Source organism: Flavobacterium hiemivividum, from assembly GCF_004349145.1.
Taxonomy (GTDB): Bacteria; Bacteroidota; Bacteroidia; order Flavobacteriales; family Flavobacteriaceae; genus Flavobacterium; species Flavobacterium hiemivividum.
On sequence record NZ_SMFO01000002.1, the window covers coordinates 132,323 to 158,391 of the forward strand.

13 protein-coding genes and 1 pseudogene are annotated in these 26,069 nt (G+C 35.0%); 9 read left to right on the plus strand and 5 right to left on the minus strand.

The genetic code is table 11. The features are described from left to right. Positions 1–153: 153 nt before the first annotated feature. The 6 genes from E0F98_RS04625 to E0F98_RS04650 all read left to right on the plus strand — a co-directional run bounded on the left by E0F98_RS04625 (position 154) and on the right by E0F98_RS04650 (position 11,169). A complete protein-coding gene (locus E0F98_RS04625; RefSeq protein WP_132109446.1) occupies positions 154–903 on the plus strand; it encodes a DeoR/GlpR family DNA-binding transcription regulator in 750 nt (249 codons plus the stop codon). 214 nt (positions 904–1,117) lie between these two features. Beyond that, a complete protein-coding gene (locus E0F98_RS04630; RefSeq protein WP_132109447.1) occupies positions 1,118–4,033 on the plus strand; it encodes an FAD-binding and (Fe-S)-binding domain-containing protein in 2,916 nt (971 codons plus the stop codon). Between the two features lie 49 nt (positions 4,034–4,082). Beyond that, complete coding sequence (locus E0F98_RS04635) at positions 4,083–4,907, plus strand: alpha/beta hydrolase (protein ID WP_132109448.1); 825 nt, start codon at positions 4,083–4,085, stop codon at positions 4,905–4,907. Positions 4,908–5,021: 114 nt separating this feature from the next. Further along, positions 5,022–7,526 (plus strand): beta-N-acetylhexosaminidase, encoded by a 2,505-nt coding sequence (locus E0F98_RS04640; protein WP_132109449.1) that lies wholly within the window; start codon positions 5,022–5,024, stop codon positions 7,524–7,526. Between the two features lie 3 nt (positions 7,527–7,529). Beyond that, entirely contained in the window at positions 7,530–8,831 is a 1,302-nt protein-coding gene (locus E0F98_RS04645) for a serine hydrolase domain-containing protein (RefSeq protein WP_132109450.1), read from the plus strand. 406 nt (positions 8,832–9,237) lie between these two features. Continuing rightward, positions 9,238–11,169 carry an amino acid permease gene (locus tag E0F98_RS04650; protein WP_132109451.1) on the plus strand — a complete coding sequence of 644 codons (1,932 nt, stop codon included), beginning with the start codon at positions 9,238–9,240 and terminating at the stop codon, positions 11,167–11,169. A gap of 207 nt (positions 11,170–11,376) precedes the next feature. Here E0F98_RS04650 and E0F98_RS04655 read toward each other — a convergent pair whose 3' ends face one another. Continuing rightward, positions 11,377–13,236: a PLP-dependent aminotransferase family protein gene (locus E0F98_RS04655; RefSeq protein WP_132109452.1), complete on the minus strand. Its 1,860-nt coding sequence runs from the start codon at positions 13,234–13,236 to the stop codon at positions 11,377–11,379. A 258-nt stretch (positions 13,237–13,494) separates the two neighbouring features. On the opposite strand from E0F98_RS04655, the gene E0F98_RS16010 reads away from it, so the two are divergent. From E0F98_RS16010 to E0F98_RS16360, 3 genes and pseudogenes are all read left to right on the plus strand, one after another. Next, positions 13,495–13,659, plus strand: coding sequence for a hypothetical protein (locus E0F98_RS16010; RefSeq protein ID WP_165929285.1), 165 nt, complete (start codon positions 13,495–13,497; stop codon positions 13,657–13,659). Between the two features lie 35 nt (positions 13,660–13,694). Beyond that, complete coding sequence (locus E0F98_RS04660) at positions 13,695–14,258, plus strand: hypothetical protein (RefSeq protein WP_132109453.1); 564 nt, start codon at positions 13,695–13,697, stop codon at positions 14,256–14,258. Positions 14,259–14,401: 143 nt separating this feature from the next. After that, positions 14,402–14,617 (plus strand): annotated as a pseudogene (locus E0F98_RS16360) (IS91 family transposase); the annotation flags it as partial. A 224-nt stretch (positions 14,618–14,841) separates the two neighbouring features. On the opposite strand, the gene E0F98_RS04670 reads toward E0F98_RS16360, so the two are convergent. The 4 genes from E0F98_RS04670 to E0F98_RS04685 all read right to left on the minus strand — a co-directional run bounded on the left by E0F98_RS04670 (position 14,842) and on the right by E0F98_RS04685 (position 25,947). Then, positions 14,842–16,458 carry an AAA family ATPase gene (locus E0F98_RS04670; RefSeq protein ID WP_132109454.1) on the minus strand — a complete coding sequence of 539 codons (1,617 nt, stop codon included), beginning with the start codon at positions 16,456–16,458 and terminating at the stop codon, positions 14,842–14,844. A 561-nt stretch (positions 16,459–17,019) separates the two neighbouring features. Then, positions 17,020–18,447: an L-serine ammonia-lyase gene (locus tag E0F98_RS04675; RefSeq protein ID WP_132109455.1), complete on the minus strand. Its 1,428-nt coding sequence runs from the start codon at positions 18,445–18,447 to the stop codon at positions 17,020–17,022. Between the two features lie 221 nt (positions 18,448–18,668). Continuing rightward, positions 18,669–20,960, minus strand: a complete 2,292-nt coding sequence (gene tamL, locus E0F98_RS04680; protein ID WP_132109456.1) for a translocation and assembly module lipoprotein TamL — start codon at positions 20,958–20,960, stop codon at positions 18,669–18,671. A 28-nt stretch (positions 20,961–20,988) separates the two neighbouring features. Further along, the gene (locus E0F98_RS04685) at positions 20,989–25,947 is read right to left on the minus strand and encodes a translocation/assembly module TamB domain-containing protein (protein ID WP_132109457.1); all 4,959 of its coding nucleotides are present in this window, start codon (positions 25,945–25,947) and stop codon (positions 20,989–20,991) included. Positions 25,948–26,069 lie beyond the last annotated feature (122 nt).

A 26,069-nucleotide genomic window follows, 5' to 3' on the forward strand; every position in this document is an offset into this window, starting at 1 on the left:
ATTTTTCGAGTTATTTTCATTAAAAACTTTAATAATGCAACATAACGCAGTTTTTTGTTGTTTAAATTTGCAGATAATCGAAATTCTATCATAAATTAGAACCTACTAATTCATTATTTTTATACATTTGTTTTTATCATACACCATTATACTATGCTTAAAGCAGAAAGACGTAATATTATATTGAAAAAACTTACTGATGAACAGCGAATTAGCACAATTGACTTGGCTGAGGAGTTGGCTGTCTCTGAAGATACTATTAGAAGGGATTTAATTAAGTTGCATGAAAAAGGACTTCTTGAAAAAGTGTATGGTGGTGCTATTCCCGTTGTTAACAAGGCAAAAAATATTTTTGATATTGTGATATCAAACGTAGATAAAAAAGAAATAATAGGGAATAAGGCGCTTTCGCTACTTCATGATGGTCAGGTGATCATTATGAGTGGGGGAACTACTAACTTGGTTTTTTCTAAATTAATTCCACCATTATTAAAAGCGACAGTCTACACTTATAGTTTGCCTATTGCGATGCAATTGTCTCAATATCCTAATATAGATTTGATTTTTATTGGAGGTAAAATGCAAAAAAATGCTATGGTTACTATAGGAATCGATGTGCTTCAGGTTTTGTCAAAAATTAAGGCCGATATCTGTTTTATGGGAGCTAGTAGTATAAATGTCCAACAAGGACTAACCGAAATGGGGTACGAGGTTTCCATTGTTAAGAAAGCAATGATCGAATCATCAGATAAAGTGGTTTCTATGTTTACTTCAGATAAATTGGCTACAAAGATGCCGCATGTTGTTTGCGAATTAAACAAGTTAGACACTATAGTTACAGATTTAAGTCCAGAAGATGCTAGGCTGGAAGAATATAGGAAATTAGGAGTTACCGTTTTATAACAGTCTGGAAAAAATTTTTGCATTATTTTGCGTTATTTTTTTTACTTCTAGAGCAGTACAACAAAAAGATTTTTTTGGTTTTACGCTATCTTTGATGTGCAGTATTCAAACTTTGATATGTTATTAAACAAGGAAATAATTCTTTGATTTAAGATGTTTAACGAAGTTTAATTTAGCCCGTTTACAACGAATATTTTAATATAATTAGATTTACATGTCGATCGCATTACAACTAAAACGATTATCAGACTCATTAGAAGGAACACTTTTATATGACCAACTCCATAAAACACTCTATGCTACTGATGCTTCGGCTTATAGGATAATGCCTGTGGCAGCTGCCTTACCTAAGAATGAGGCAGATATTATAAAATTGGTTCATTTCGCTAAGGAAAATAAAATTTCTCTAACTCCCAGAACAGCAGGAACTTCTCTTGCAGGGCAAACGGTGGGTGATGGTATTGTAGTTGATGTTTCTAAATATTTCACAAAAATTCTCTCTTTCGATAAGGATAATAAAACGGTGACTGTTCAACCGGGTGTAATTCGGGACGAACTGAATTTATACTTGAAGCCGCACGGCGTGTTTTTTGGTCCTAATACTTCAACATCTAATCGTTGTATGATAGGAGGAATGGTAGGAAATAATTCTTCGGGAACAACTTCCATCCGTTATGGTGTTACCAGAGATAAAATTGTAAAGATAAAAGCGATTTTAAGTGATGGTTCTCAGGTTGTATTTGGCGAATTAACTTCAGCTGAATTTATCGAAAAAACAAAAGGGAATTCTCTTGAAAGTAATATTTATAAAAGCCTGTTTACTGAATTATCAAATGAGGCGACCCAACAGGAAATTGTAAAAGAGTTCCCGAAACCGGAAATCCATAGACGAAATACAGGATATGCAGTAGATATATTATTGCAATCTGATCTTTTTGGCGGAAGCCAACCCACCATAAATGTGGGGAAATTACTTTGTGGAAGCGAGGGAACTTTGGCTTTTACAACCGAAGTTACTTTGAAAGTTGATCTTTTACCACCCACTAATAATGTGATGGTAGTAACGCATTTTACCAGTGTTCAAGAAAGTTTAGAGGCGGTGATGATTGCCATGAAGCATCATTTATATACCTGCGAAATGATCGATGATACGATTCTTGATTGTACAAAAACAAACAAAGAGCAAAGTAAAAATCGGTTTTTTATTCAGGGTGAGCCCAAAGCGATAATGATGTTTGAGGTGGCTTCACATGCCAGTATGGAAGATGCCGAAATGCAAGCCAATGCTTTGATTAAAGACTTAGAAGCCAATCATTTTGGTTACGCTTCGCCAAAATTATACGGTGCTGATATTGAAAAAGTAAACGAACTTAGAAAAGCAGGTCTCGGACTTTTAGGCAGTATTGTAGGTGATGAAAAAGCAGCTGATTCTATTGAAGATACCGCTGTTGAATTGAGTGATTTACCTAATTATATCGCTGATTTTTCGGCGATGATGAAACGCCACGGCCAAGAAGCGATTTATTATGCTCATGCTGGAGCGGGAGAATTGCATTTGCGTCCTGTTTTGAATTTAAAAACAAAGGAAGGCGTTTATCAATTTCGAAATATTGCTACCGAAGTAGCACATTTGGTAAAAAAATACCGCGGTTCACTTAGTGGTGAACATGGCGACGGAATTGTTCGTGGTGAATTTTTACCTTTTATGATTGGCGAAAAAAATTACGAATTGTTAAAACGCATTAAATTGGCATTCGACCCAAATTCGGTTTTGAATATGGGGAAAATTGTTAATGCTTTGAAAATGGACGAGAATCTTCGTTTTGAAGTTGGTAGAGTAGAACCAGAAATTCAAACTATTCAGGATTTTTCAGATAGTATGGGCGTTTTACGTGCTGCCGAAAAATGCAATGGTTCAGGAGATTGCAGGAAATTACCATCGGCGGGCGGAACTTTATGTCCGAGTTATCGTGCCACGCGAAATGAAAAAGACACGACTCGTGCCCGCGCCAATGCCTTGCGGGAATATCTAACCAATTCAGAAAAAGATAATAAATTCAATCATAAAGAATTATACGAGGTTTTTGAACTTTGTATTAGCTGTAAAGCTTGTGCAAGCGAATGTCCGTCTAATGTTGATGTGGCGGCGCTTAAAGCTGAATTTTTATACCAATATCAAAAGGCAAATGGTTTTTCGCTTCGAAATAAAATTTTTGCTAACAATTCGAAACTAAATAAACTAGGAAGTATTTTTCCATCCCTAACTAATTTTATGGTACGCCAACCATTTGTGAAAAATGGAATGGGAATAGCTTCAAAAAGAGAAGTACCATTATTAGCTCCAAAAACGTTTAGAAAATGGATCGAAAACAATAAACCTAAAGCAGCAGGACTTTCATTTGCAAACGGAAAATTGTATCTTTTTTGTGATGAATTCACTAATTATTATGATGTTGCTGTAGGGATTGATGCGTATGAATTATTGACACAATTAGGCTATGAAGTGCTAATTGTCGATCATGAAGAAAGCGGAAGAGCATATTTATCTAAAGGTTTTCTGGAAGAAGCCAAAGCTATTGCTAATAAAAATGTCGGCACTTTTGCACCAATTGTCACAGCTGGAATTCCATTAATTGGTTTAGAGCCATCGGCAATTCTGACATTTAGAGATGAATACATTCGTCTGGCTGATGATAAGGCTTCCGCCGAAAAATTAGCAAAAAACTGTCTGACAGTTGAAGAATTTTTCAAAAGAGAAATTACAGCTGGTAAAATACATGAGGAGCAATTTTCGGATATTCAAAAAACGATAAAAATTCACGGGCATTGCCACCAAAAGTCATTGAGTAGCGTTGAAGCTTCTTTTGCGATGTTGAATGTTCCAAAAAATAACTCCGTTACTATTTACAATTCAGGTTGTTGTGGTATGGCGGGTTCTTTTGGTTATGAAAAAGAACATTATGAGATCAGTATGCAAATGGGGGAGGACACCTTATTTCCAAAAATTAGAAGTACGGCCGATACAACTGAAATTGCTGCTGCTGGTACAAGTTGTCGCCACCAGATTTTTGATGGAACCAATAGAAAAGCTTTGCATCCCGTTACCATTTTGAGAAGTTGCCTAAAATAATATTCTTATTCTTTTATATGATGAATGGGAATTTAAAACGCCTAATGCTATGAAAAAATCAATCTTTTTTACTTTCTTTTTATTCGTTTTTTTACCTGCTCAAGCAGCTAAGATTGATACTTTAGAAGTTTTTAGTGCAGTGATGAATAAGAATATAAAAACCTGTGTCGTTACTCCAGATAGTTATGATAAAAGCAATAGAAATTTACCAGTTGTATATCTGCTTCATGGCTATAGCGGAAATTATGCTACTTGGCTGAAAAGTTTTAAAGACGTTGCGGAGCAGGTAGATAAGTATGATTTTATAGCCATTGGTGTTGATGGTAATTATTCCAGTTGGTATTTTGACAGTCCAGTTGACCCAAATTACCAATATGAAACTTATATAATTGATGAACTAATACCTTATGTTGATAAGAAATATAAAACGATTGCAAGTCCTAAGGGCAGAGCAATAACAGGTTTGAGTATGGGCGGACACGGTGCCTTATATTTATCCTTTAAGAATCAGGAAGTATTTGGAGCAGCAGGAAGTATGAGTGGAGGGGTTGATATTCGACCTTTTTCGGAAAAATGGGATATTAAGAAACGCTTGGGTTCAATAACCGATTTTCCTGAAAATTGGGAAAAAAACACGGTGGTTAATATGCTAGAATTGGCTCAAACTAATTCACTAAAACTTATCATTGATTGCGGAGTTGATGATTTTTTTATTGATGTCAACAGACAGCTTCACCAAAAGATGCTGGCACTAAAAATCAATCATGATTATATTGAGCGGCCTGGAAAACATAATATTGATTATTGGGAAAATTCATTGAAATTTCAATTGTTGTTTTTTAATAATTTTTTTAAGGAAACAGTTAGGGAATAAGGAGGGGAGTTTAGTTATGTCCGGATGGTGAACTAAAGAATAAGACGCAAAAATTGCTTGAAAAAGTACAATTTTATTTACTAGAGCAATGCAATTTTAAACAAAATATAAAAGATGAAAAAAAAGCTCTTATTAATTGTCATTTTTTTAAGTTCTATGAGTGTCTTAAAAGCACAGAAGCTAGATCTTATTCCGAGACCAGTTAAAGTTGAACAAACTTCGGGGGCGTTTGTAATTCCTTCATTGGTACACATTAGTATAGATAAAAAAGCACAAAAAAGTGCGGGATATATTGCGGATTCGTTTTTTAAAAATACGGGAATTAATCCAAAAATTTCTATTGGTAAAAGAAACCAAAAAAACACAATACGGCTTGTCGTAGATCAAAAAATGAATGTTCCAAATGATGGTTATACCTTGAGTGTTGCAAAGACCGGTGTTGTTGTCAAGGGAAAATCTCATAATGGAGTTTTGAATGGCTTTCAAACCTTACTTCAAATGTCTTCTGCAAAAGATGTTAAAAAAGGAACAATCCCTTTTGTGAAAATAGAAGATTATCCTCGCTTTGAATGGCGCGGAATGATGCTGGACGTTTCGAGACAGTTTTTCGATAAGGAAACCGTTAAAAATTATATCAGTTGGTTAGCGGCACATAAAATGAATATTTTTCATTGGCATCTCACTGATGATAATGGCTGGAGAATTGAAATTAAATCCATGCCCGATTTGACTTCAAAAGGAGCGTGGCGAGGTCCAGGAGAAGTGCTGTTGCCTTCTTATGGCTCTGGAGATAAGCGTTACGGCGGTTTTTATACACAAGAAGATATTAAAGAAGTAGTCGCTTTTGCCGCTGAACGTGGCGTTTCTATTATGCCAGAAATTGAAATTCCAGGACATTCTCGCGCCGTAACTGCCTCTTATCCTGAAATAGGTTGTGTTACAACGCAAGAAACAAAAAGTGTTCAAGGAGAAGTGAAGAACGTATGGTGTGTAGGTCGCGAAGAAAATTTTGAGATTCTAGATGGCATAATTAAAGAGTATTCAGAACTTTTTCCTTTTGATTACATACATATTGCAGGTGACGAGGTAAACCGTGCTAATTGGGAACATTGTCCGAAATGTAAAGCGGTGATGGCAAAGGAAGGCTATACTGATACGTTTCAATTGCAAAACTATTTCTTTAGACGAATTGAAAAAATTGTTGAGAAATACGATAAAAAATCAGCGGGCTGGAACGAAATCCTGAAAGGTGGCGAACTAAGTCCAAAAACGGAGATTTTTGCTTGGCAAGGAGTGAGTTACGGAATCGAATCTGTGAAAAAAGGACATCCTACTATTATGATTCCGGGACAATATACGTATTTTGATATGGCACAATCTGAAGAAGAGCGTGGTCATCGATGGGCCGCTATTACAGATACTAAAAGAGTGTATTCATTTGAACCAGTTCCAGAGAATGACCTATCAGTTGAAGAACAAAAATTAATTAAAGGTGTTCAGGGTGCATTGTGGAGTGAATATCTTGATGTTCCAACTCGATTTATGGAATACCAAAGTTACCCAAGAATTGCTGCTTTGTCTGAGATTGCTTGGTCTAAAAAAGAACATAAAAACTGGGATGATTTTTATGGAAGGTTAACTAATAGTCACTTGCAGCGTTTAGCTGATTTAGGAATTGCTTTTAGAGATTTTCCGCCTACAGCAATTTATAAAAATGGAAAGATAACGGTAAGGTTGCCTTATGAAGGGGCGGTTGTTCGCTACGATACAGAAGGAAATGAGCCTACAAGACAATCTCCTTTATATACAAACTCAATTGAAACCAAAGAGTATGAAAAATATAGGTTCCGTACTTATTTCAATGAGAATGCTGCTAGTCCTGCTGTAAAAGTGGAGAAATTACCAGTCGCAAACTGGAATACTTCAAAAGTGGAAACTATAAAGATTTCAGAAGATATTACGGATCATATCGATAAAAAAGCGATTTGGTATTTATCTTTTAATCCAGTAACTGACGAAGCAACGAGTGGCGTAATCAAGGAAATTTCACTTTTTGAAAATGATAAATTAATTAAAACCTATTTACCAGAAAGAACTTTAAAATCAAAACCTAGCTTGCGTTTTGTAATCGAAAATTACAACGATAACAACAAGTATCGTTTAGATTTTACAGTAGAAAATAAAGAGGTCAAAGAATCGGCTGCAAAGGTTGATTTCATTGCAAGTCCGTATCAAGAACCAGAAGTAAAAGTGACTTCATCGATGGCCGAAAATCCAAAATTTCCATTTACAAGATTAGAAGATTATAATTTAGAAACCTATTTGCGTACGGATGTTCCTTGTGAAAATGGCGACTGGATTTTATACACTTTTACTACTCCTGTTATTTCTTCAAAAATTGAAGTATTGACGGGAATTCCACACCACCCGAGATTTATTGTAAGTGATGGACATGTTGAATACTCGTATAATGGAGTCGATTTTATAAAGGGAGATCCTTTTGATTATGGAAACGCATTTATTTATCCAAAACAAGCTGTAAAAGCAGTGAAAATTGTAATTACGGGAACCAATAATGAACCTATTATGGCAGGACAAGATTTAAGAATTAATCCTTAAAAAATGAAAAATACAGTTATCAGAGCGTTTCTTATTTTGTTAGTTTTTTCAGGAATCAGCTGTCGTTCGGTGAAAAAATCTTTCGACACTAAAAAAAATGAAGTTTACATTGACTCGATGTTTACCAATGGACTTGAAAAAGGCTTCTTTCCTGGTGCCCAAGTAATTGTAGGAAGTAAAGACAGTATTTTTATTTCAAAAAACTACGGCTTTCATGATTATTCAAAAACCGAAGTTGTAAAAGCAGAGGATGTGTATGACTTAGCTTCGATGTCCAAAGTTTTAGGAGCGACCCTAGTAGCGATGCGATTAGTAGGTGAAAATAAGATGAATTTAGAAGATAGACTAGGAGATGTTGTAGCATTTTATAAAAATACTGCGATTGCTGATTTGACACTTTTCGAATTATTAACCCATACAACCGGGATAAAACCATCCATCACTTTCTATCAAAGTTTGTTGTCTACCTCTAATGGATTGCCATTTTTTAGCGATCAAAAGTCGGAGAATTATCCGGAGCTATTTGATACGATGTATGTGAATAATACTATAGTTTATGATGAGGAATACGTGTCATTAGAACCGAAAGAAAATTACATCCAAATAGCTAAAACTCTGTGGCTGAATCCTGAATTTTATACTACAGTATATGAGAAAATAGCAGTGGCCAATACTAATCCAAGTGGAAAATACTTGTACAGTGACCTAAACTTACTTCTTGTAAAGCAAATGATCGAGTCTAAAACGGGTGTGAAATTAGACCAATTAACCAAAGAAATATATAACGAATTAGGCATTTCAACTATTGGATTTAACCCTTTGAAATGGACAGTTGAGCAAAATGTAATTCCAACAGAAATTGATAATTTTTTTAGAAAAGATACTATTAAGGGTTATGTTCACGATGAAGCAGCGGCGATTTTTGGAGGTATTTCTGGGAATGCTGGGTTGTTTGCAAATGCAACCTCCATCTCCGTAATTTGTCAGATGCTGCTAAACAAAGGAAATTATCAAGGAAAACAAATTCTTAAAACGAAGGTCATTAGAGAATTCACAAAATCGCCTTTAGTCAAAAAAGGAATTTATCGCGGACTTGGTTTTGATAAACGAAAACCAAATGACATTTATAAAAAAAATGATTTTGGACATACTGGATATACTGGAACCTTTTTCTTTTTAAATCCGGACAATGATCGATTCTTGATCATTTTGTCTAATCGTGTGAATCCTAGCCGAAGCAATACATTGATGTATAAAGATGATTTTACGGCTAAGATTTGGAAAAAAATAAATAAGAATAATTAAATTGGCACTGTGTGAAAGCTAATTCTAATTTGCATTTTGCCTACTTCAATTTCCTTTAAGGAAATGCACAAAATCCAGTAATTATCTTGAAAGTATTTCTGAAATAATTAACTCTTTTGATGTTTTTCAGCGAAGAGTTACAGCTTTTTTTTCTGGCTTACTCCCTCTAGAATGTCATATTGTTATATTTAAGTCAAATGAGGATTTTTAAATTGCAGGATTGACTTTTGATATAGTTGATTTGTGTTGTTTTGACTTTTTATCGATTTCTAATAAAAAATAACTGTCTTTTTATCGAAATATGAATTTGTTTTATACATTTGATTTTTAAATAAAACTTACGTTATTAGTATAATAATGGGGTGTTATTTAAAGTATATTAAATTTTAATGTAAAAATGTAACGAATGACATTTTCAAGTTTATTTCGAAAGAAGACCGTACAGGATATCTTAAAACAGATTGAAAAAAATGAAGCCGACGGTCACGAAGCGCTAGGCCGACATTTAACGGCTCGTGATTTAACAGCTTTTGGAATTGCTGCTATAGTTGGTGCTGGTATTTTTAGTACGATTGGTAAAGCCAGTTCAGACGGTGGCCCTGCCGTTATTTTCCTTTTCTTATTTACGGCTCTTGCCTGCAGTTTTGCTGCATTTGCTTATGCAGAGTTTGCTTCTATGGTTCCCGTTTCAGGAAGTGCTTATACTTATTCTTATGTTGCCTTTGGCGAACTGATGGCTTGGATTATCGGTTGGGCATTGATCATGGAATACGCCATTGGGAATATTACGGTTGCCATATCCTGGAGTGATTATTTTACAGGCTTGCTCGATAGCGGCGGCATCCATTTGCCCCAATGGGTACAAATGGATTATCTAAGTGCATCAAATGGTTATAAAGACGCAACTGCTTTAATGCAGGGCGGAAAATTATATGAAAATCTTAGTGAAGGATTAAAGGCAGCTTACACTGCCTGGACCACGGCGCCAACAATAGGTTCGTTCCATTTTGTAGCCGATTTACCTGCGCTGTTTATTATCATATTGATTACGGCTTTAGTTTATCGCGGCATGAAAGAGTCTCGTAATGCGAGTAACGTTATGGTGGTTGTGAAGCTGTGTATTATCCTTTTGGTTATTGCAGTTGGGATTTTTTATGTAGATACTGATAATTGGACTCCTTTTGCGCCAAACGGTGTGAGCGGAGTTTTGAAAGGAGTGTCGGCGGTTTTCTTTGCTTACATTGGTTTTGATGCAATTTCTACCACAGCCGAGGAATGTAAGAATCCGCAACGGGATTTGCCGCGCGGTATGATGTGGGCGATTATTATATGTACGATTTTATATATTATTGTTGCTTTAGTTTTAACTGGAATGGTGAATTATTCGGAGCTGAATGTGGGTGATCCATTAGCGTTTGTATTTCATAAAGTAGATTTAAAATGGATGTCGGGGATTGTGGCGGTGAGCGCTGTGATTGCAATGGCGAGTGTTTTATTAGTTTTCCAAATGGGGCAACCTCGTATTTGGATGAGTATGAGTCGTGACGGTTTGTTACCAAAGCGTTTCTCTAGAGTGCACCCAAAATTTAAAACACCTTCTTATGCAACGATTGTAACAGGTTTTGTAGTGTCGGTTCCAGCCTTATTTTTAAACCTGACTATGGTGACTGATTTGTGTAGCATTGGAACTTTATTTGCCTTTGTACTAGTTTGTGCTGGAGTATTAGTATTGCAAAATAAACCTGATATACCAAGAGGGAAGTTTAAAACACCTTATGTAAATTCAAAATATGTGATTCCTTTTATGTTGGCTGCCGGTCTATATTACGCTTTTAGTTATAACAATAAAGCGACAATGGATTTTCTTACTAATGAAACCCAAGTAAACGATGCAACCACTATTATTACTTCTTTAAACAAAGAAGAATCCACAAAAGTATATGATTATCTAGTAAGTATCGGAGGCCAAAAAACAACTGCTGAATCGCTAGATTTAGAAAATTTATTGAGTCAGTACCAGAAAGATGATGCGAATTACGCCACTGTTGTGGCAGGATTGCCGATAAACAATGCATTAAAATATGAAAGCGGGCTAAGTTTGTTTAAACATAAAATTCCAATGTGGATTTTCCTCATTGTGTTGGTAGGACTTACTTTCTGGTCATTCGCTGAAAATTTATCTTTAATTCCGTTATTAGGTTTAGTAAGCTGTTTGTATATGATGGCAGAACTGAGCGTATGGAACTGGATTTATTTTACCGCCTGGTTACTTATCGGACTTACGATTTACTTTGGCTTTAGCCGAAAAAACAGTAAATTGAATTTGAAAGAAGCCTAGTATACTCATTATTTGTAGTAAACCGTCTTGATTATTTTAAGGCGGTTTTTTTTATAGTTAGTTGCTTTTTAAATTAGTTGATAAGAAATAATCACTTACCGTTGTAAAAAAAAATACCCAGCCGCCACACGAAAAGATTTGTAAAGCTGCTGGGTATTTTATGAATTTCGAAAAATTAAAACTTTGTCATTCTGCCTATCGAGAGAGTTAAATACTCTCAACAAATTTTAAAAATATTTTTTTATGTAGCTCCAAATCCATATTAGGAGAAAGCGACGCACGAACAATATAATCCTTATCACCTTCCTTAGTTGTTCCTTGAGTCGATGTTGCAGGAATGGTCCAATAGCAGCCTTTTAATTGGCCATAGCTCACACAGAACTTACTCTCGTTAGGAATTTCTGTAATCATTAAGTTAATTAACTTCAAGTTCAAGGCTCTTTTATGAGTTTCTTTTTCTTCGGCAGTATTCCCTTTAGTAGGAAGATCCAGTGAAAAAACAGATGGTGTAAATCCTTGGCTCGCTAATTCCTCTGAAACAAAATTGATTTTTGCCTCGGGTAGAGCAGTATTGATAAAGTTTACAAAATCACGTGTATTACTATAAGCATCCTTAATTCGCTGATTCATGGATGGCAATTGCTTGGCTAAAATTTCATATTGTAGCGCCGTAGCCTCATTATCACACAGCGTAAGATGCATTTCTATTTTCTCCATCAAAGCTTCCGTTTTTGTATTTCCTACGCAGTATCCAGCCGTACATTGTCCGCCACTTGGAAATTTAGAACCACTAGCAAATGAAATAGTTCTTATTTCAGAAAGTACTTCTCCCACACCTAAAAAGTGAACATTTGGACAAAAGGTTTGATCTAGAATAAAAACGGGATCTATCGCGATTGTACCAAAAGCCGTTTTGCGTTCTTGACTTAACACCCTTTTTAAATCTATAAGATTAGGTACTTCGACTCTTGGGTTTGTTGGGATTTCAGCAATGATGTAAGGGATTGCGTCTTCAATAGCAATTTTTGCTAAAACAGTATCAATGCTTTGAACCATATCGTTATCACCATCAACAAGTAAGTCAACTATTTCAACATTATCTAGGCAAGCAGCGACACGTCTTGCTTGGTCATTTGTACCACCATAACAATTTGGAGGGACAATAATTTTTATCGCCTTTCCTTTGTGTTTTTCTACCGCATCGTGAACTAATCCCATTAAAATCGCATACTGAATGGATAAACCACTTGAAGCCACTAATGGTTTTGTAGTTGTGGCAGTAATGGATTTAATTGATTCTAAAACCGAATTTTTATCTGCTTCAACATTAGTTTTTCGATTATGAATAGGAGATTGCTCTACTAAAGATCTCAAAGCTGTAAGAGAATCATCTGGAGTCATGGCAACAGTCTCTCTTCTTCTTACATGCTGAATTTCGGATATGTAACTTTCGTTTTTTGGACCATTTACTACTAAAACGCTTCCTAGGTCTCCATGAAGACTGATGAAAAAGTCAATTTCAGTAGGGAGATTAACAGTATCAAATTCCGCTTGTTGCGAAATAAAGATTGTACTTCCGTTTTTTGGATTGCTATTAGTATTAGAAATGGCTTCAGCATTTTCAACTTGTTTTAAATCGAAGGTATAACCATAAATATTTCGCACTATTTCGGCATCAAAAAATTCAAGCAATTCACCGGTGTAGAAGATTTGGATGTTTTTCTTGTCTAATGCGTTTTTTCTTAGAATTGCCAAAATAGGAACCGTCTTAGATGAAAAACTGATGACATTTTCAGACTTTAAATTATTTGCCTTGGCAATCGCCCATTCCAGTAAACAAGATAAAGGATGTCCTAAGCGAATGTAGTCGTATGCCGTAGGTAATTCACTTAGGGCAGCTGATTCTGAATTATTACCGTCGTATAAAGCTTCGAACTGCTCTAAGAATTGAGTTTTCGCCAATTTTTCGTCATATATATCTAGTCGATGGGTTGTTATACTCAACCAGCCAGTTGGCATGTTTTTTAACACCTCTTTAATGTAATTTAGCCTCTTATTATTGTCCATTATTTTACTCTTTAAATAGTAGGGCAAGGTACATTAATAAGATTTGTTTTAAAAGGGTGCTAGCTGTTTTGTTGCCTTGTCGAATTATTTCATGCTATCGCGAATAAGCTGCACGTTCGAAGAATGCAGTAAATTTCAAATTCCTCACGGTTTTCACTTCGAAGAATAATTATGTAATAATTAAAGTAAATTCTGTAAGGTGGTTGCTGTGTATTCTTTCAATATTTGTAAAATAATAACAAACTAAAAAACAGGATTATGAATAGACAATATTCTAGAGTGGGAAAAACGTATCCAAAGATGGATCCTACTGTATTATGCAGTAACTCTAAAAGAGATCTAAATTCATTTTCTAGGACTGAAGAAAACAAGGTAGTTCAAAGCCCGATAAATTCAACAGTTGGTAGCTTTTTAGGAAAATAAGTACTAAAGATAAATAATAACTAAATTTTAAAATTATGAAAAAGATTAAAAAAACAGTTTTAGCTCTTTTATTATTCAGCGGAGCGGCAGCAAGTGCACAAGATAGTGCTTACACAAATATGATAAAAATTGGTGTTAATGGAGGTATAGCATTGCCTTCAGAAAATGCATCAGCAACTGTAGGAGTAGATTTAGGATACCAATATTTAGTTACGCCAGGTTTTGGACTAGGGATAGCGACGGGTTACAATCAATTTTTCGGAAAAGAGAATGACGGAATCAATAACAATGATTTCGCTGTAGTACCTGTAGCAGCTATGTTTAGATACTATCCACAAACATCTGGTTTTTATCTAGGAACTGATCTAGGGTATGGATTTATTACCGGTGATGATAAAGTAGCGACAAATTCATTAGTAGATAGACCTACAGGTGGTTTGTATATTAAACCAGAAATAGGATATCATAACATTCACTGGAATTTTGCATTACAGTACACTAAAGTATTTACTGGAAGCGAAGGAAACATTGGATCTCAAGATTATTCAGTAGGTGCATTAGGAGTAGGAATAGGTTATAACTTACCATTAGGGAAATAAATGGATTTGAAACATTTCAGGTTTCGAATTCAATAGATTAAACTAAAATTTTAAAAGCATTTGGTGTGAGACTTTTGTCCTCGGCCATCCTTTTAGAATTTTAGTTTTTTTTGTTTAGTAGAGTTGGGAATTACCTAGAAAGTGGCTTTTTGAGTAGCACTTGGAAACGGGAGAAATTAAAGGTTGTACAAGAAAAACTAAAAGTAAAAGTGCTAGAAAAAGCAGAAAAGAAACCTTTTTTGCCCAAATGTCCTTGTTGTAAAACAGGCAATTTGCATCGAATAGCGGTTTTTGACCAGCGTGGTTCGCCTGCTTGGTACCTTGGCGATAGCCAAAACTTAGTTGCCTGTAAAAGTTAACTTTATGGGTAAGGGATTCTATGTCCAAAAGTGAAGGAAAAACACATTAAAACCAACTGAAAAACTACTTCAAAAAAAAGAGGCGCATTGGCCTCTTGATTATTTCACTCGAAACTTTACGATAACTCCATAGTGTTTACGGCATGTAATCGGTTCCGTTCAACACGGATTTCATTGTTCGTGCTACGCACGCAACGAAATCCTAGCTGTTATAGGCTGCCCTTTTATCCTCTATTAAAAATACAATTTTCTAATTCTTTATAAACTTCCATTTCTGGAGTAACATATTCAGATAACGTTAGTTTAAAACTTTCAGCATTTACACTTCCAGTTATTCCACAAAAATTTCTAAATCTATTAGTTTCATCTTTTATATTATCATCAATTACATTAGTCACGAACTTATCATATTCTGTTTCGTTAAATGTTAAACTATTCGCATTGCAAAAGGCAATTAAAACTTCTTTGTCAAAAAGATAGTTTTCAATTTCCCATCTTTTCATTATTCTAAAATGATCGGGATTAGTTTTTAAGTATACTTGTCTATCATTTTCGTCATTTTGCCTTCCAGATGAAACATCTCTGTCTTTAAAAACAAAAATTTCTATATCTGAAAAGACCTTTGTTAAAATAGCCAACGCAACTTCGCTTCTTTGGTCTAACTCTGTATTACCACCACTTGAAATAAACAAAGTGTCGTGATATTTTTCTCCATAAATGTTATTAAAAACTTTGGCGTCGAAACCGTTCTCCTGTCCATTTGTGCCTGGTCTATCTTTTCCTTCACAATATATTATTCGTTTGGGACTAACTAAACCAGTTAAGTCGTCCAATGCGGTTTCAAAGATTTCTTTCCATTTGGAAAGAGATTTTTTTATAGGAGTTAGTGTTTGTTGTGTTGATGCCCAATTAATTCCTTTTTGAAATTGAATTATTTGACATTCATCTTTCAAATCTTCTTGTAATGCTCTAAGAAATCCAATACTATGAGTTGCTAACCATATTTGACAATTCTGACCAATAAGTTTATTTATTTCGAGTAATAGTTTTTTTTGAATTGAAGTATTTATGTGCAATTCCGGTTCGTCTATCAAAAATATAGTCTCTGAATATTCATCTTGTCTTAAATATAAATCTAACAAAATATCTACCACTTCCTTTTCACCCGAGGATAATACATTAAATTCAAACTCAATTGGATGGTCGTCTTTTTTAAAGAATAGAGTTCCTTTGTTAGCTTCAATATCTCCAATACTTGTGATTTCTAAATCAAGGCAATTTTTTAGAGATTGATTTAAATCTCCAATTATTTTAGCTTTGGCTGAATCATAGGTTGCTGTTGATGGATTATCTTTTAAATATTTATTGAATTTTATATTTAAACGTCTGTAATTTTCTTCCATTTTGTCATCAAGATCAGAAGAAGCCGTTGCGCCATAATTATTTAATCTAATTTCGCTTGTAGCTTTTGATTGACTAACTTTTAAATTACTATTATATCGATATGGACTTCTAAAAGAGAACATAGTATTTTCATTTCCAATTTTACTTCTGTTACTTTTTACATTATTGAAATCTCCATTATCAAAATCAATAATTACGTTCTCGTAATTAAAATTTGGAGTTTGAGTCATTGAATGATAAGCATATCCTTTTTGCCCTTTGTTTCCTATCTGATTATAAGCATTATTGACAAATAGCATTCCGTCAAGAACACTACTTTTACCACAACCATTTGGACCAACTAAAGCAATAATTCTTTTGGGTTCACTTCCTAAATCAATGGTTAAATCGTGAAATCTTTTGTATCCATTTTTTAGTTGTATTCTTTTTATCTTCATTATGAATTATTTGATTGATTATTAGGTTGTTGCGGTAGGGTTGCCTATAACTTATATATACTCGCTACATAATAGCGACTATGCACCTAGTTTGAGGTAGATGGTCGCTATTGAGTAACTTATCAATTAGCTAATATATAATATTTTATTTACAAATTATCAAAGAGATTTTTTATTTGTCTAGTCCTTTTGGTATGAACAGGAGAGTAGATTTCTGTTGTTTTGCAACTACGGTGTTCTGGTAATTCTTAGTAAAATTATAAATACGTTCCGCTTGGAAGTAAATGGGTGGTGCAATTGAATTCTTGTGGAGAATTCTTTAAGATATCAAAAGGTGTATTTTGTGGATTATTGCTTTCGCGGTCGAAGAATGGTCTCGCGTGAAGGATGGTAGTGGAAATCCTTTTATGTAGCGTAGCGAAATAAAAGATTGCAACGTACAGCCTGACCCTGCTGCAACGGAGTGGAAGCAGGGACACGCCCAGATGATTTAAGATTTAAGAACAACGTGCTTAATTCAAAATAGTGCATTAATTGTGAGATGCTGAATCAAGTTCAGCATTAACAATCCGCCATGTTGACTGCAATGGCGAGTCCACCTTCTGAAGTTTCTTTGTATTTGTTGTTCATATCCTTAGCGGTTTGCCACATGGTATCGACTACTTTGTCTAAAGGCACTTTGGCGTTCTTAGGATCGGTTTCTAGGGCTAGTTCGGCGGCATTGATGGCTTTTATCGCGCCCATAGTATTGCGTTCGATACAAGGGATTTGTACCAGACCGCCAATAGGGTCACAAGTCAAGCCCAGATGGTGCTCCATGGCAATTTCAGCGGCCATTAAAACCTGCTCTGGGGTTCCGCCCATCAACTCACACAGTGCTGCTGCAGCCATAGAAGACGAAACGCCAATCTCTGCCTGACAACCGCCCATTGCAGCTGATATCGTAGATCCTTTCTTGAAAATACTACCTATCTCTCCAGCAACTAAAAGGAATTGCTTGATTTCTTTAGGTCCTGCATTATGGTTCTCAATCACTAAATAATACATCAATACCGACGGAATTACTCCAGCGCTACCATTTGTAGGCGCTGTTACAATACGGCCTAAAGCGGCGTTGACTTCGTTTACGGCCAAGGCAAAACAGCTTACCCATTTCAGGATTTGGCGAAATTTTACTTCGGTCAGTCTTATTTGCTCCATCCACGTTTGCGGATTGCTATAATTTGATAATCCAATTAAATTTTGATGCATGTCAAATGCTCTGCGACGCACTTTCAAGCCACCCGGAAGGATTCCCTCCGTATGACACCCGATGTACATGCACTCTAACATGGTGTTCCAGATGCGCATTAACTCATGGTCGATAACAGCCTCGGTGCGCATGGATTTTTCGTTTTCATAAACGATTTCAGAGATTTTCTTGTCTTCAGCTTTACAATAGGCTAAAAGATCAACTGCTTTATCGATAGGAAACGGAAAAGCACATTTTATTTGTACTTTCTTTTTGGCATTAAGGCGTTCTTCTTTAACTACAAATCCACCACCGATGGAGTAGAAGGTAGCGACATGCTTTTTTCCATTCGAAAGAAAAGCGGTAAATCGCATTCCGTTAGCATGAAAAGGAAGAAACTTTTTATTGAAAACGATATCTTGCTCAAAGGAAAATGGAACTAGGATTTCGTTGCCTAAATTGATTTGGTTTTCCTCTTTGATGGCTTTTATAATTCCATCTATATTTTCTACAGGAATGTATTCTGGGTCTTGACCACTTAGTCCTAGCATAACAGCTAAGTCAGTTGCATGTCCTATTCCTGTTAGGGAAAGGGAACCATATAAGTCTGTTTTTACTCTTACAACATCCTGAATCAGGTTTTTACTTCTTAGCTCTTCAAGAAAGCGCTCTGCGGCTCTCCATGGTCCAAGGGTATGCGAACTAGAAGGTCCAACACCAATTTTTAGCATGTCAAAGACAGAAATACATTCTTCCATAATTAGAGTAGTTTAAAGCGCAAATATAGCAGAAATTAGCAATGATGTAAATCAAAAACGGACTAATATTAGTTATTTGGTAAAAAATTAAGTCCGATTTTATCGATTCTGTAAATAAAAGTAAGATTGTCTTTGTTATATAAATTATAACGCCCTTAGACACAGTATTTACCAGTTAATAAGCAAGATCGCATTCGATTAAAAGTTATTTTAATCCAATACTAAAACGGATATCCAATGGCAAGATTAAACACTAGGTTCTCTTTTCGCCAAGAACGATCACCAAAATTCACTTGATCTAAAACCCAGCGGTCTCCATCAGGTAAATACGGTTTGCGAATAGGGAAAGCAAGATCTGTTCTTAACACTAAAAAAGAAAAGTCAAAACGCAATCCGGCACCTACACCCACGGCGAATTCTTTTAAGAAGTCCTTAGAAAACTTAGCTCCAGGTTTTTCCGGATTCTCTTTTAACAACCAGATGTTTCCTGCATCTACGAATAACGCACCTTTTACAAAATCATAAATGGTAGCGCGGTATTCTGTACTGAATTCTAATTTTAAATCTCCGGATTGATCAGCAAGAAAGGTATTTGAAGTTGAAGTCCCATCAAAACTTCCCGGACCTATAGAACGTGCTCTAAAAGCTCTAATACTATTTGTACCACCGTTGAAAAACTGTTTTATAAAAGGCATCTCATCTGAGTTTCCATAGGCAAATCCTGCACCCGCAATGATTCTGCTGGCCAATTGTTTTTCGCCACCTAATTTTAAGTAATGACGGAACTCATTTTCGACTTTTACAAATTGGCTGAAGGGTACATTATAGACTTTTACAGTATCTCCTTTTTTCAAGTTGGCACCCGTCACTAGTCCCGCAATATTTCCTGATAAGTCCACTCCGGCTTTGTAGTAGAAGGTGTTCTTCCTTCTTTTTTGCATCGTGTTCGTGTAGGTATAAGAATAGGTAGGGCCAAAGATTAATTGTTTTTCGATCACTTTGCCAAGCGAAGCATTTTCAGCGATTTTTTCTTGATAGAGTGGGGTTACGTTGTTCGGACTGGCATATGTAATTTCGGTAACATTGAACTGATGTTCTTTGCGCTCGTTTTCTTTCCATAAATAACCAAAGGAGCCTTTGAATGTTTGTAGTGAATATAATTTAGTTCTTTTTTGGAACTCATAACCTAATGTTGCTTTGGTTTTTGGAACAAAACCACTAGAAGATTCAAAACGGAAAGGAGCGACAATTCTAGGCCAAATTAGATTAGCTTCATTACCAAAACGGTACACATTGAAGCCGTTATTTACTCCTGAGACTTGTACTTCTAATCCAGCAAATGCAGATACAGTAAGTAATTCAGCCCCTTTTAATAGATTTCTATTGCTCCAGTTTAAATTCAGTTCGGTACCGCTATAATTAGCTGAGTTTGTCTTGGCCGATAATTCCAAACGAATGGATTTTTTAGGTAAAGGAGTAAGGAAATAATAAGCATCGAGATAATTCCCGATGGTGTCTGCTACCTTAAATTCATTTTTCACAAACTTAAATGTACCTAAATTAACCAAGCGATTTAGAGATAGATTGTGGTTAGTGCGATTGTATAGATCGTCTTTTTTGAAATATAAGGTACGATCAAAAATTCTAGGTTTAAACAAATTTTCAGAGTCGATAATGGTAAAATCATTATGATGTACAATTGCATCTGGTGCAACAATGACACTATCTGCGTTGATAGAATAGTTAGGATATACTACGATATCGTTAATGCGGTACTGTGTTTGTGACAACTCTGGAGTTTCGTCTTTTACCATAACGATTAAATCGACCTTATGGTCAGCTACGGTGCTGTCTACTTGAATTTTTAGAAAGTCAGGATGGAAATAGTAGAATCCTTTTTCCTTAAGCCGTGCATCGATGCGTATTCTTTCTTCTTTAATAGTGGTAAGATTATAGCCTTGATCTTTTTTTAATAAAGACCTTCTTTTTGTTGCACTAACAGCAGTTGAAAGCACCGAGGAATCTTGTGGAAATTGCACGTCTCTAATTAGGTATTGCCTTTTAGGAACTACCGTGTAAATTGCTTTTACTGTTTTCCCGCGACGTGTTGAGTCGGCTGTTGATTTAGTATTAAAATAGCCGTTGTTTTCGGCATTGTTTTGTAAAACGAGTTTGTTGTATTCGAGATCTACTTTACTGTAATAAACTGGAGCTTCGCCTACTTTGTTTTTTAACCAATAGCGAAATCCCTTTTGTTTTTTTGGTGTACCCGCAAGATTGTAAATAAATAATTTAGGTCTTAATCCCAGAATTGAGGCATTGGGTTTTGGTCTTACAATAGCTTCAAATTCCGCTTGTAATGCTTTGCGTTCTTTTTTTGGTGTGGTATTGCCTTCTACTTTTATTGTGGCACCCACATACAACAGTTCTCCTTCTGGTAGGTTTTTTGTACCGCTACAAGAAGCCATGAACATTATTATAAATAGAAAATATAGTATGGAATTCTTTTTCATCAGACTTCTATTTGGAGTGTTCTTATCTTTATTTGTTTTTCTTTTTATCTGTTTTTTCTTTTTCGAATAACTCCCTAAATTTATCGTAATCTAAGGTAATAACAAAAGCAAGTCCAGTTTCAACGACCTGACCTTGAAGAGCAACTTGGTATTTATTGATGCGGTATGCTTTTAATTTATACCTGCCGTCCTTAGAAAGTTGGTATTCTATAGTGACATCACCGGCTATAGTATTTGCCTCTTGATTTTGCTGTTGTGGACCTTCTAAACCAAAACTACTTCCTACGGTAATCTTCAGTCGATCGTTTAGTAATTTTTTAGATATCCCTACATTCAAATCAGTTTTGTTTTCCAGTTGGCCTGTAGTATAATCCTGGGACGAAACTAAATCAAAATTAAGTTCGACACCGCTTATTAAATTACCTGCTAAATTATTCAATTGCTGAGACAGAATTTTACTTGCACTTTCTCTAGCTATTGAGGAAACGCTAGCACCTCCAGATTCGCTAGCAAATGGATTTTCGCCTATGAAACGATTCAGCAGGAGTAGAGCAAATACTTGTTTGTTAAGTTCGTCCGGCTGCTGACGCAACTGCGTTAGTTTAGCTTGAGTTGTATTGATGATTTCTGTTGAAACACTGTTATTCCCTTCGGGCATTAATATATCAAAAGAAATACTTGGCTTCATTAAATCGCCTTTCATTTTTAATTCAGTTTCGAAAGGTATTTTTTGTTTATAGGTGTTTCTTACCGAAGCAGAAACATTAGCTAACTGATCGTCCACTAAATCAATAGGTGCGGCTTCATTTTTATAGACAGCAATGATATTGATATCAGCTTCTGTTGGTTCGCCAGTCCACAAAATATAACTCCCACTTTTAATATCAAACTTTCGTTTGATTAGGTTGAAGTTCATCTCATAAGCTCCTTCTTTCAGCTCGTATCTTCCTGTTAAAGTTGTTTTTCCTGAAGGATCAATTCCTCCAGTTAACTGGGCTTCGCCTTTTAATTTTAAGAAATCGCCATTGGCTTTGTCGATTACAATCGAAAGTTCAGCTTCTTTATCGATTTCGATATTTACAGAGGCATTAATACCTGTAATTTCAAGATTACTTAATGCTTCATCTGCTCTCAACGTCTTCTGAATCATCGGCGGGTTGTCCTGATCGATAAATTCAACAATTCCCTCTCTGTCTGCTATCGAAGGATCAGATTGTGGCATTACAATGGTGAATTTAGTGTCTTTGTTGACTTTTATGTTTCCGTCAACGATAGGACTTTTAAAAGTACCACCAATTTTTAAATGATTGTCCAGATACATTTCGCCGTAATACAAATCATTGTCTTTTTCCTGAGAATTAATGGCTTTAAAATTCACGGCATCAAGTGATAAATCATAGCCAATGTTACTTAAATTTTGAGTGGCGATTTTTCCGTTAATAACTAAATCATTGTCTCTTTCGTCTTTTATAGTAAAGCGATTGAAAACGATCGTATTTCCAGTAAAAACAATCTTATCATTTAAGGATTTAAACGTAGAATTAAGTGGGGTGACTTTAAATCCAATTTCGTTGAATTTTAAATCACCAACTACTAGTGGTTGGTTTGCTTTCCCTGAAATTTTAAAATTCCCGCTAAAAAAACCACTGCTTTCTTTTAGGTTGTCCAATGTAAAACCTTGGATGCTTTTTAGATTTATTCTCGAAATATCCAAGTTCATGTCTAAAATTCCTTCGCCCGTTTTATAGGTTCCGTTTAAATCGACTAGATTGTCTTGTCCTGTGATAGAAACTCTGGTGTTGTAAGTATCAGCCACTTTATTGTTAACATGCAGGTTTACGGTACCCACGGTGTCTTTTTTGAAGGCAAAATTATCTACAATCATATCAGCAGTAAATATGGGAGTTTGATTCAAGTTTTTAACAACTGCTTTACCATTAATGTTTCCGCCTATTTCTAAATCTCCCTTTACGGCAATATTTGTGATTGTCTCGATCTTAAAATTAGTAAAATCAATAGAAAGTGGAGCATTTTCTTGGGTTGACTGTGATTGTATTCTAATGCTGCTTTGCTCTTTGCTTAATTCAAAATTACTAGCATAGATTCCTTTTTCTCCAAAACGAAGCAGGTTATTATTGTCCATTTTCCAAGACTCATAATTAAGCAATAAATTATTCGGGTCAAGACGAAGTTCGTTATTTCCCGAAGCTGCTTTCAAAGTTCCAGATACTAGGTATCTTTCTTTATCCTTTAGATCTTTTAATTGAAAGGTATAAGCAGCGGTATTGTCTTGCACTATTCCATTTATGGAAGTATAAGGCAACTGGAATTGACTATTTTGAATATCATCTACAACAAGAGAATATACTAAAGCATTGTCCTTTGTATCTACTTTTAACACTCCATTTGTAATGGTATTATCACCATAAATTAATTTAGGAATGGCTCCATTCAAAACAATAGAATCATTGACTGTGTTGTATCTTCCAGTGATAGAGATAGGTTCAAGGCTCTTTAGCTCCGGAATGAATTTTATTAGTAAAGGACTGTCTGCAATTCTGATATTAAAAGCTAGCTGTTGCTTTTCGGCAGTTGTTGCTTGTTTATTTTGATTTGGATTATAATAATGAGCTATGGAGTTTGTTAGTGCATCGGCTATGGTTGCTAGTTTGTATTTTCCTTCTATTTCCGCATTTAAAAATGGAGATTTGAAAGTTAATGCATTTCTGTTTGCAGTAGAAGTGATAACCATTGTAATGGAATCCATGACAAACTGCTCATTTTCATCGGCAATAGTAAGGTTGGTAACATTGAAATTTCCATTTAGATAATCTAGATCAACTGACTGAAGATCTGCATCTATCTCTCCTCTAATCTTCATTGGTCCAGCGTGAAGATTTAACTTTGCTAGGTCTGCAACATCGACATTTAGTTTTATTTTTCCAGTAGGATACTTGTCTTTAAAACTTCCACTACTGACTAAGTCAAAAGTTAAATTAGGATCGTTACTAGCAGCTACAGCTTGAAACAGTCCGTTGTTTATGTTTCCTTTAAGATCGAGATTTGTATAGTTGTACTTATTATAATTGAATTTTCCAATGGTTCCTTTTACGGCAGCATTAGCAGTTTTCGGGTCTAATCCTGATCCTTTGACAGTAGCATTTAAACTTATTTTTCCAATGGAATTATTCTTAATCAGTTTGCCGAGATCGAAATTTTCCAACTTTGCTTTGACATCATATTTTTCTTTGTTTTTTATTCTCTGGTCAAAAGCAGCAATGATTTTTGCAGGACCAAAACTACTTTTTAAATCAAGATTGGTACTGAAGTTATTGATGGTTCCTTTAAAGGTTCCGCTGGCATTAAATGCAGCAGGTAAACGCATTGAATTCGGAATAGTTTCTTTTGGAAGGAAAGTATTAAAATCCTTTGCTGTAGATGCAAATTCCTTGATGTCCAAATCAAAGTAGGCTTTTTGGGTATCTGGTAATCCAGTAATAGTTCCGCTTCCTACAATCTTCGTATTTCCTATGCCGCTAATCTCTAAACTCGGGATAGTTACGGCACTTAATTTTCCATACACCTTGCTATCTACATTTAGTATAGCATTTGGATTATCTTTAAAAGGAACGGTATTAGCTAAACTAGGTACAAATAGCAAAATATCTTTAAATCCTACACTACTTTTTTTCAAAGTGGCATTAATGCTTAAATTTTCTAAATTTTCACTTATTGCCGCGATTGATGAGTAGCCAATTAGGAGTTCGTCTCTTACTAGTGTTTGTGGTGTTCTTAAGTATAAGTTTTTAAGAAATGAATTTGTTTTACCATAGAAGAAATCAGCTTTAAACGACTCAATATTAAGACCGCTTTGCTCTTTTGCCGAAAAATCATTTACTTTTCCAGAAATACTTACAGAGCTGTAATGAATGTCTTGGGTGTCAAAACTTAGTGATTTTAATTTTAAATGGTTCGAATCAAAACCTTTTGGTAAAGCTGTAATGTTATTATTGTCGTAGTTGAAATCAACTCTTTTGAAGTTAGATTGTCTCACTTTAAAATCCCAATCGCGACTTTCATTTGGAGCCGATTCTTTTTTAGTCGTGTTTTTTTCTGTTTTACCAAGGGCTAATTTCCCATTTGCATCTGATAGATTTAGAACATCGATTAAGAAAAAACGATTGTAAAAGTCGGTTTTGTCAAATTTAACAACGGCATTTTTTAGCGATAAAGTAGTGCTTAATTTGTTTAGTTCATCCTTATAATCTACTGCAATTTTAGACAAATCAATTTCGCCTAAAAGTAGCGTATAACTAGTTGGTGGTGCATTGTCCTCTTGAATATTCGTTTGTGCAATACCTTGTTTGTATTTCAGGTCTAAACCTTTGATTTTAATTTTTGGCACTTCAAAAGCCATCGCGTCTAAATCAAAAGTTTTGATGCGTGTTTCCAGGTGTTGCAATTTGATGTACATGTCATTTTTTGAGAACGCATCCGTATATCTTAGATTTATGGTGTCCAGATTAATTTTTTCTAACGAAAATGTCATCGGAGTTGCCTCTGGATCTTGCTTCTCTGGTGAAGAGAATGCTTTAATGATATAATCAAAATTATATACGGACGTAGAATCTCTATTGATATTTGCCGATACTCCGTGAAAGTCGATGGAGTTAATTTCAACCTTGTTATTTAGTAATTGAAACATACTAATGTCGACAGCGAGTCTATTAGCAAGCAGCAAGGTATCTTGCTTAAGTCCTTCAATGTATACACCTTCTAGAATTATTTTTTTAGGAAAGCCAATATCTATTTTAGCTACAGACACCTTAGTTTTTATTTTACTCTCTAGATAAATTACAGCTTTATCCTTGGCAAAATTTTGAACATAGGGAATTTGGATAAGCAGTAAGATCAATAAAAATAATACAATGATTATTCCTACTGTCCATTGGATAACTTTCAAACCTTTTTTTAAATATTCTTTCAAACGATACTTTTTTTTCTTAATCTAAAAATTCAAAATATGCTAAAATTCAGAATTGAATTAACTACAAAGATGAAAATTTATATTGGTACTCTTTTATAAAAAAGTAAGTTTATATTGCAAAA

Coding starts and splice junctions, on each gene's coding strand:
- E0F98_RS16010 (WP_165929285.1), top strand. CDS start 13,495: ATGAATAGACAATATTCTAGAGTGGGAAAAACGTATCCAAAGATGGAT.
- E0F98_RS04660 (WP_132109453.1), top strand. CDS start 13,695: ATGAAAAAGATTAAAAAAACAGTTTTAGCTCTTTTATTATTCAGCGGA.
- E0F98_RS04670 (WP_132109454.1), bottom strand. CDS start 16,458: ATGAAGATAAAAAGAATACAACTAAAAAATGGATACAAAAGATTTCAC.
- E0F98_RS04630 (WP_132109447.1), top strand. CDS start 1,118: ATGTCGATCGCATTACAACTAAAACGATTATCAGACTCATTAGAAGGA.
- E0F98_RS04635 (WP_132109448.1), top strand. CDS start 4,083: ATGAAAAAATCAATCTTTTTTACTTTCTTTTTATTCGTTTTTTTACCT.
- E0F98_RS04655 (WP_132109452.1), bottom strand. CDS start 13,236: ATGGACAATAATAAGAGGCTAAATTACATTAAAGAGGTGTTAAAAAAC.
- tamL (WP_132109456.1), bottom strand. CDS start 20,960: ATGAAAAAGAATTCCATACTATATTTTCTATTTATAATAATGTTCATG.
- E0F98_RS04625 (WP_132109446.1), top strand. CDS start 154: ATGCTTAAAGCAGAAAGACGTAATATTATATTGAAAAAACTTACTGAT.
- E0F98_RS04650 (WP_132109451.1), top strand. CDS start 9,238: ATGACATTTTCAAGTTTATTTCGAAAGAAGACCGTACAGGATATCTTA.
- E0F98_RS04640 (WP_132109449.1), top strand. CDS start 5,022: ATGAAAAAAAAGCTCTTATTAATTGTCATTTTTTTAAGTTCTATGAGT.
- E0F98_RS04675 (WP_132109455.1), bottom strand. CDS start 18,447: ATGGAAGAATGTATTTCTGTCTTTGACATGCTAAAAATTGGTGTTGGA.
- E0F98_RS04645 (WP_132109450.1), top strand. CDS start 7,530: ATGAAAAATACAGTTATCAGAGCGTTTCTTATTTTGTTAGTTTTTTCA.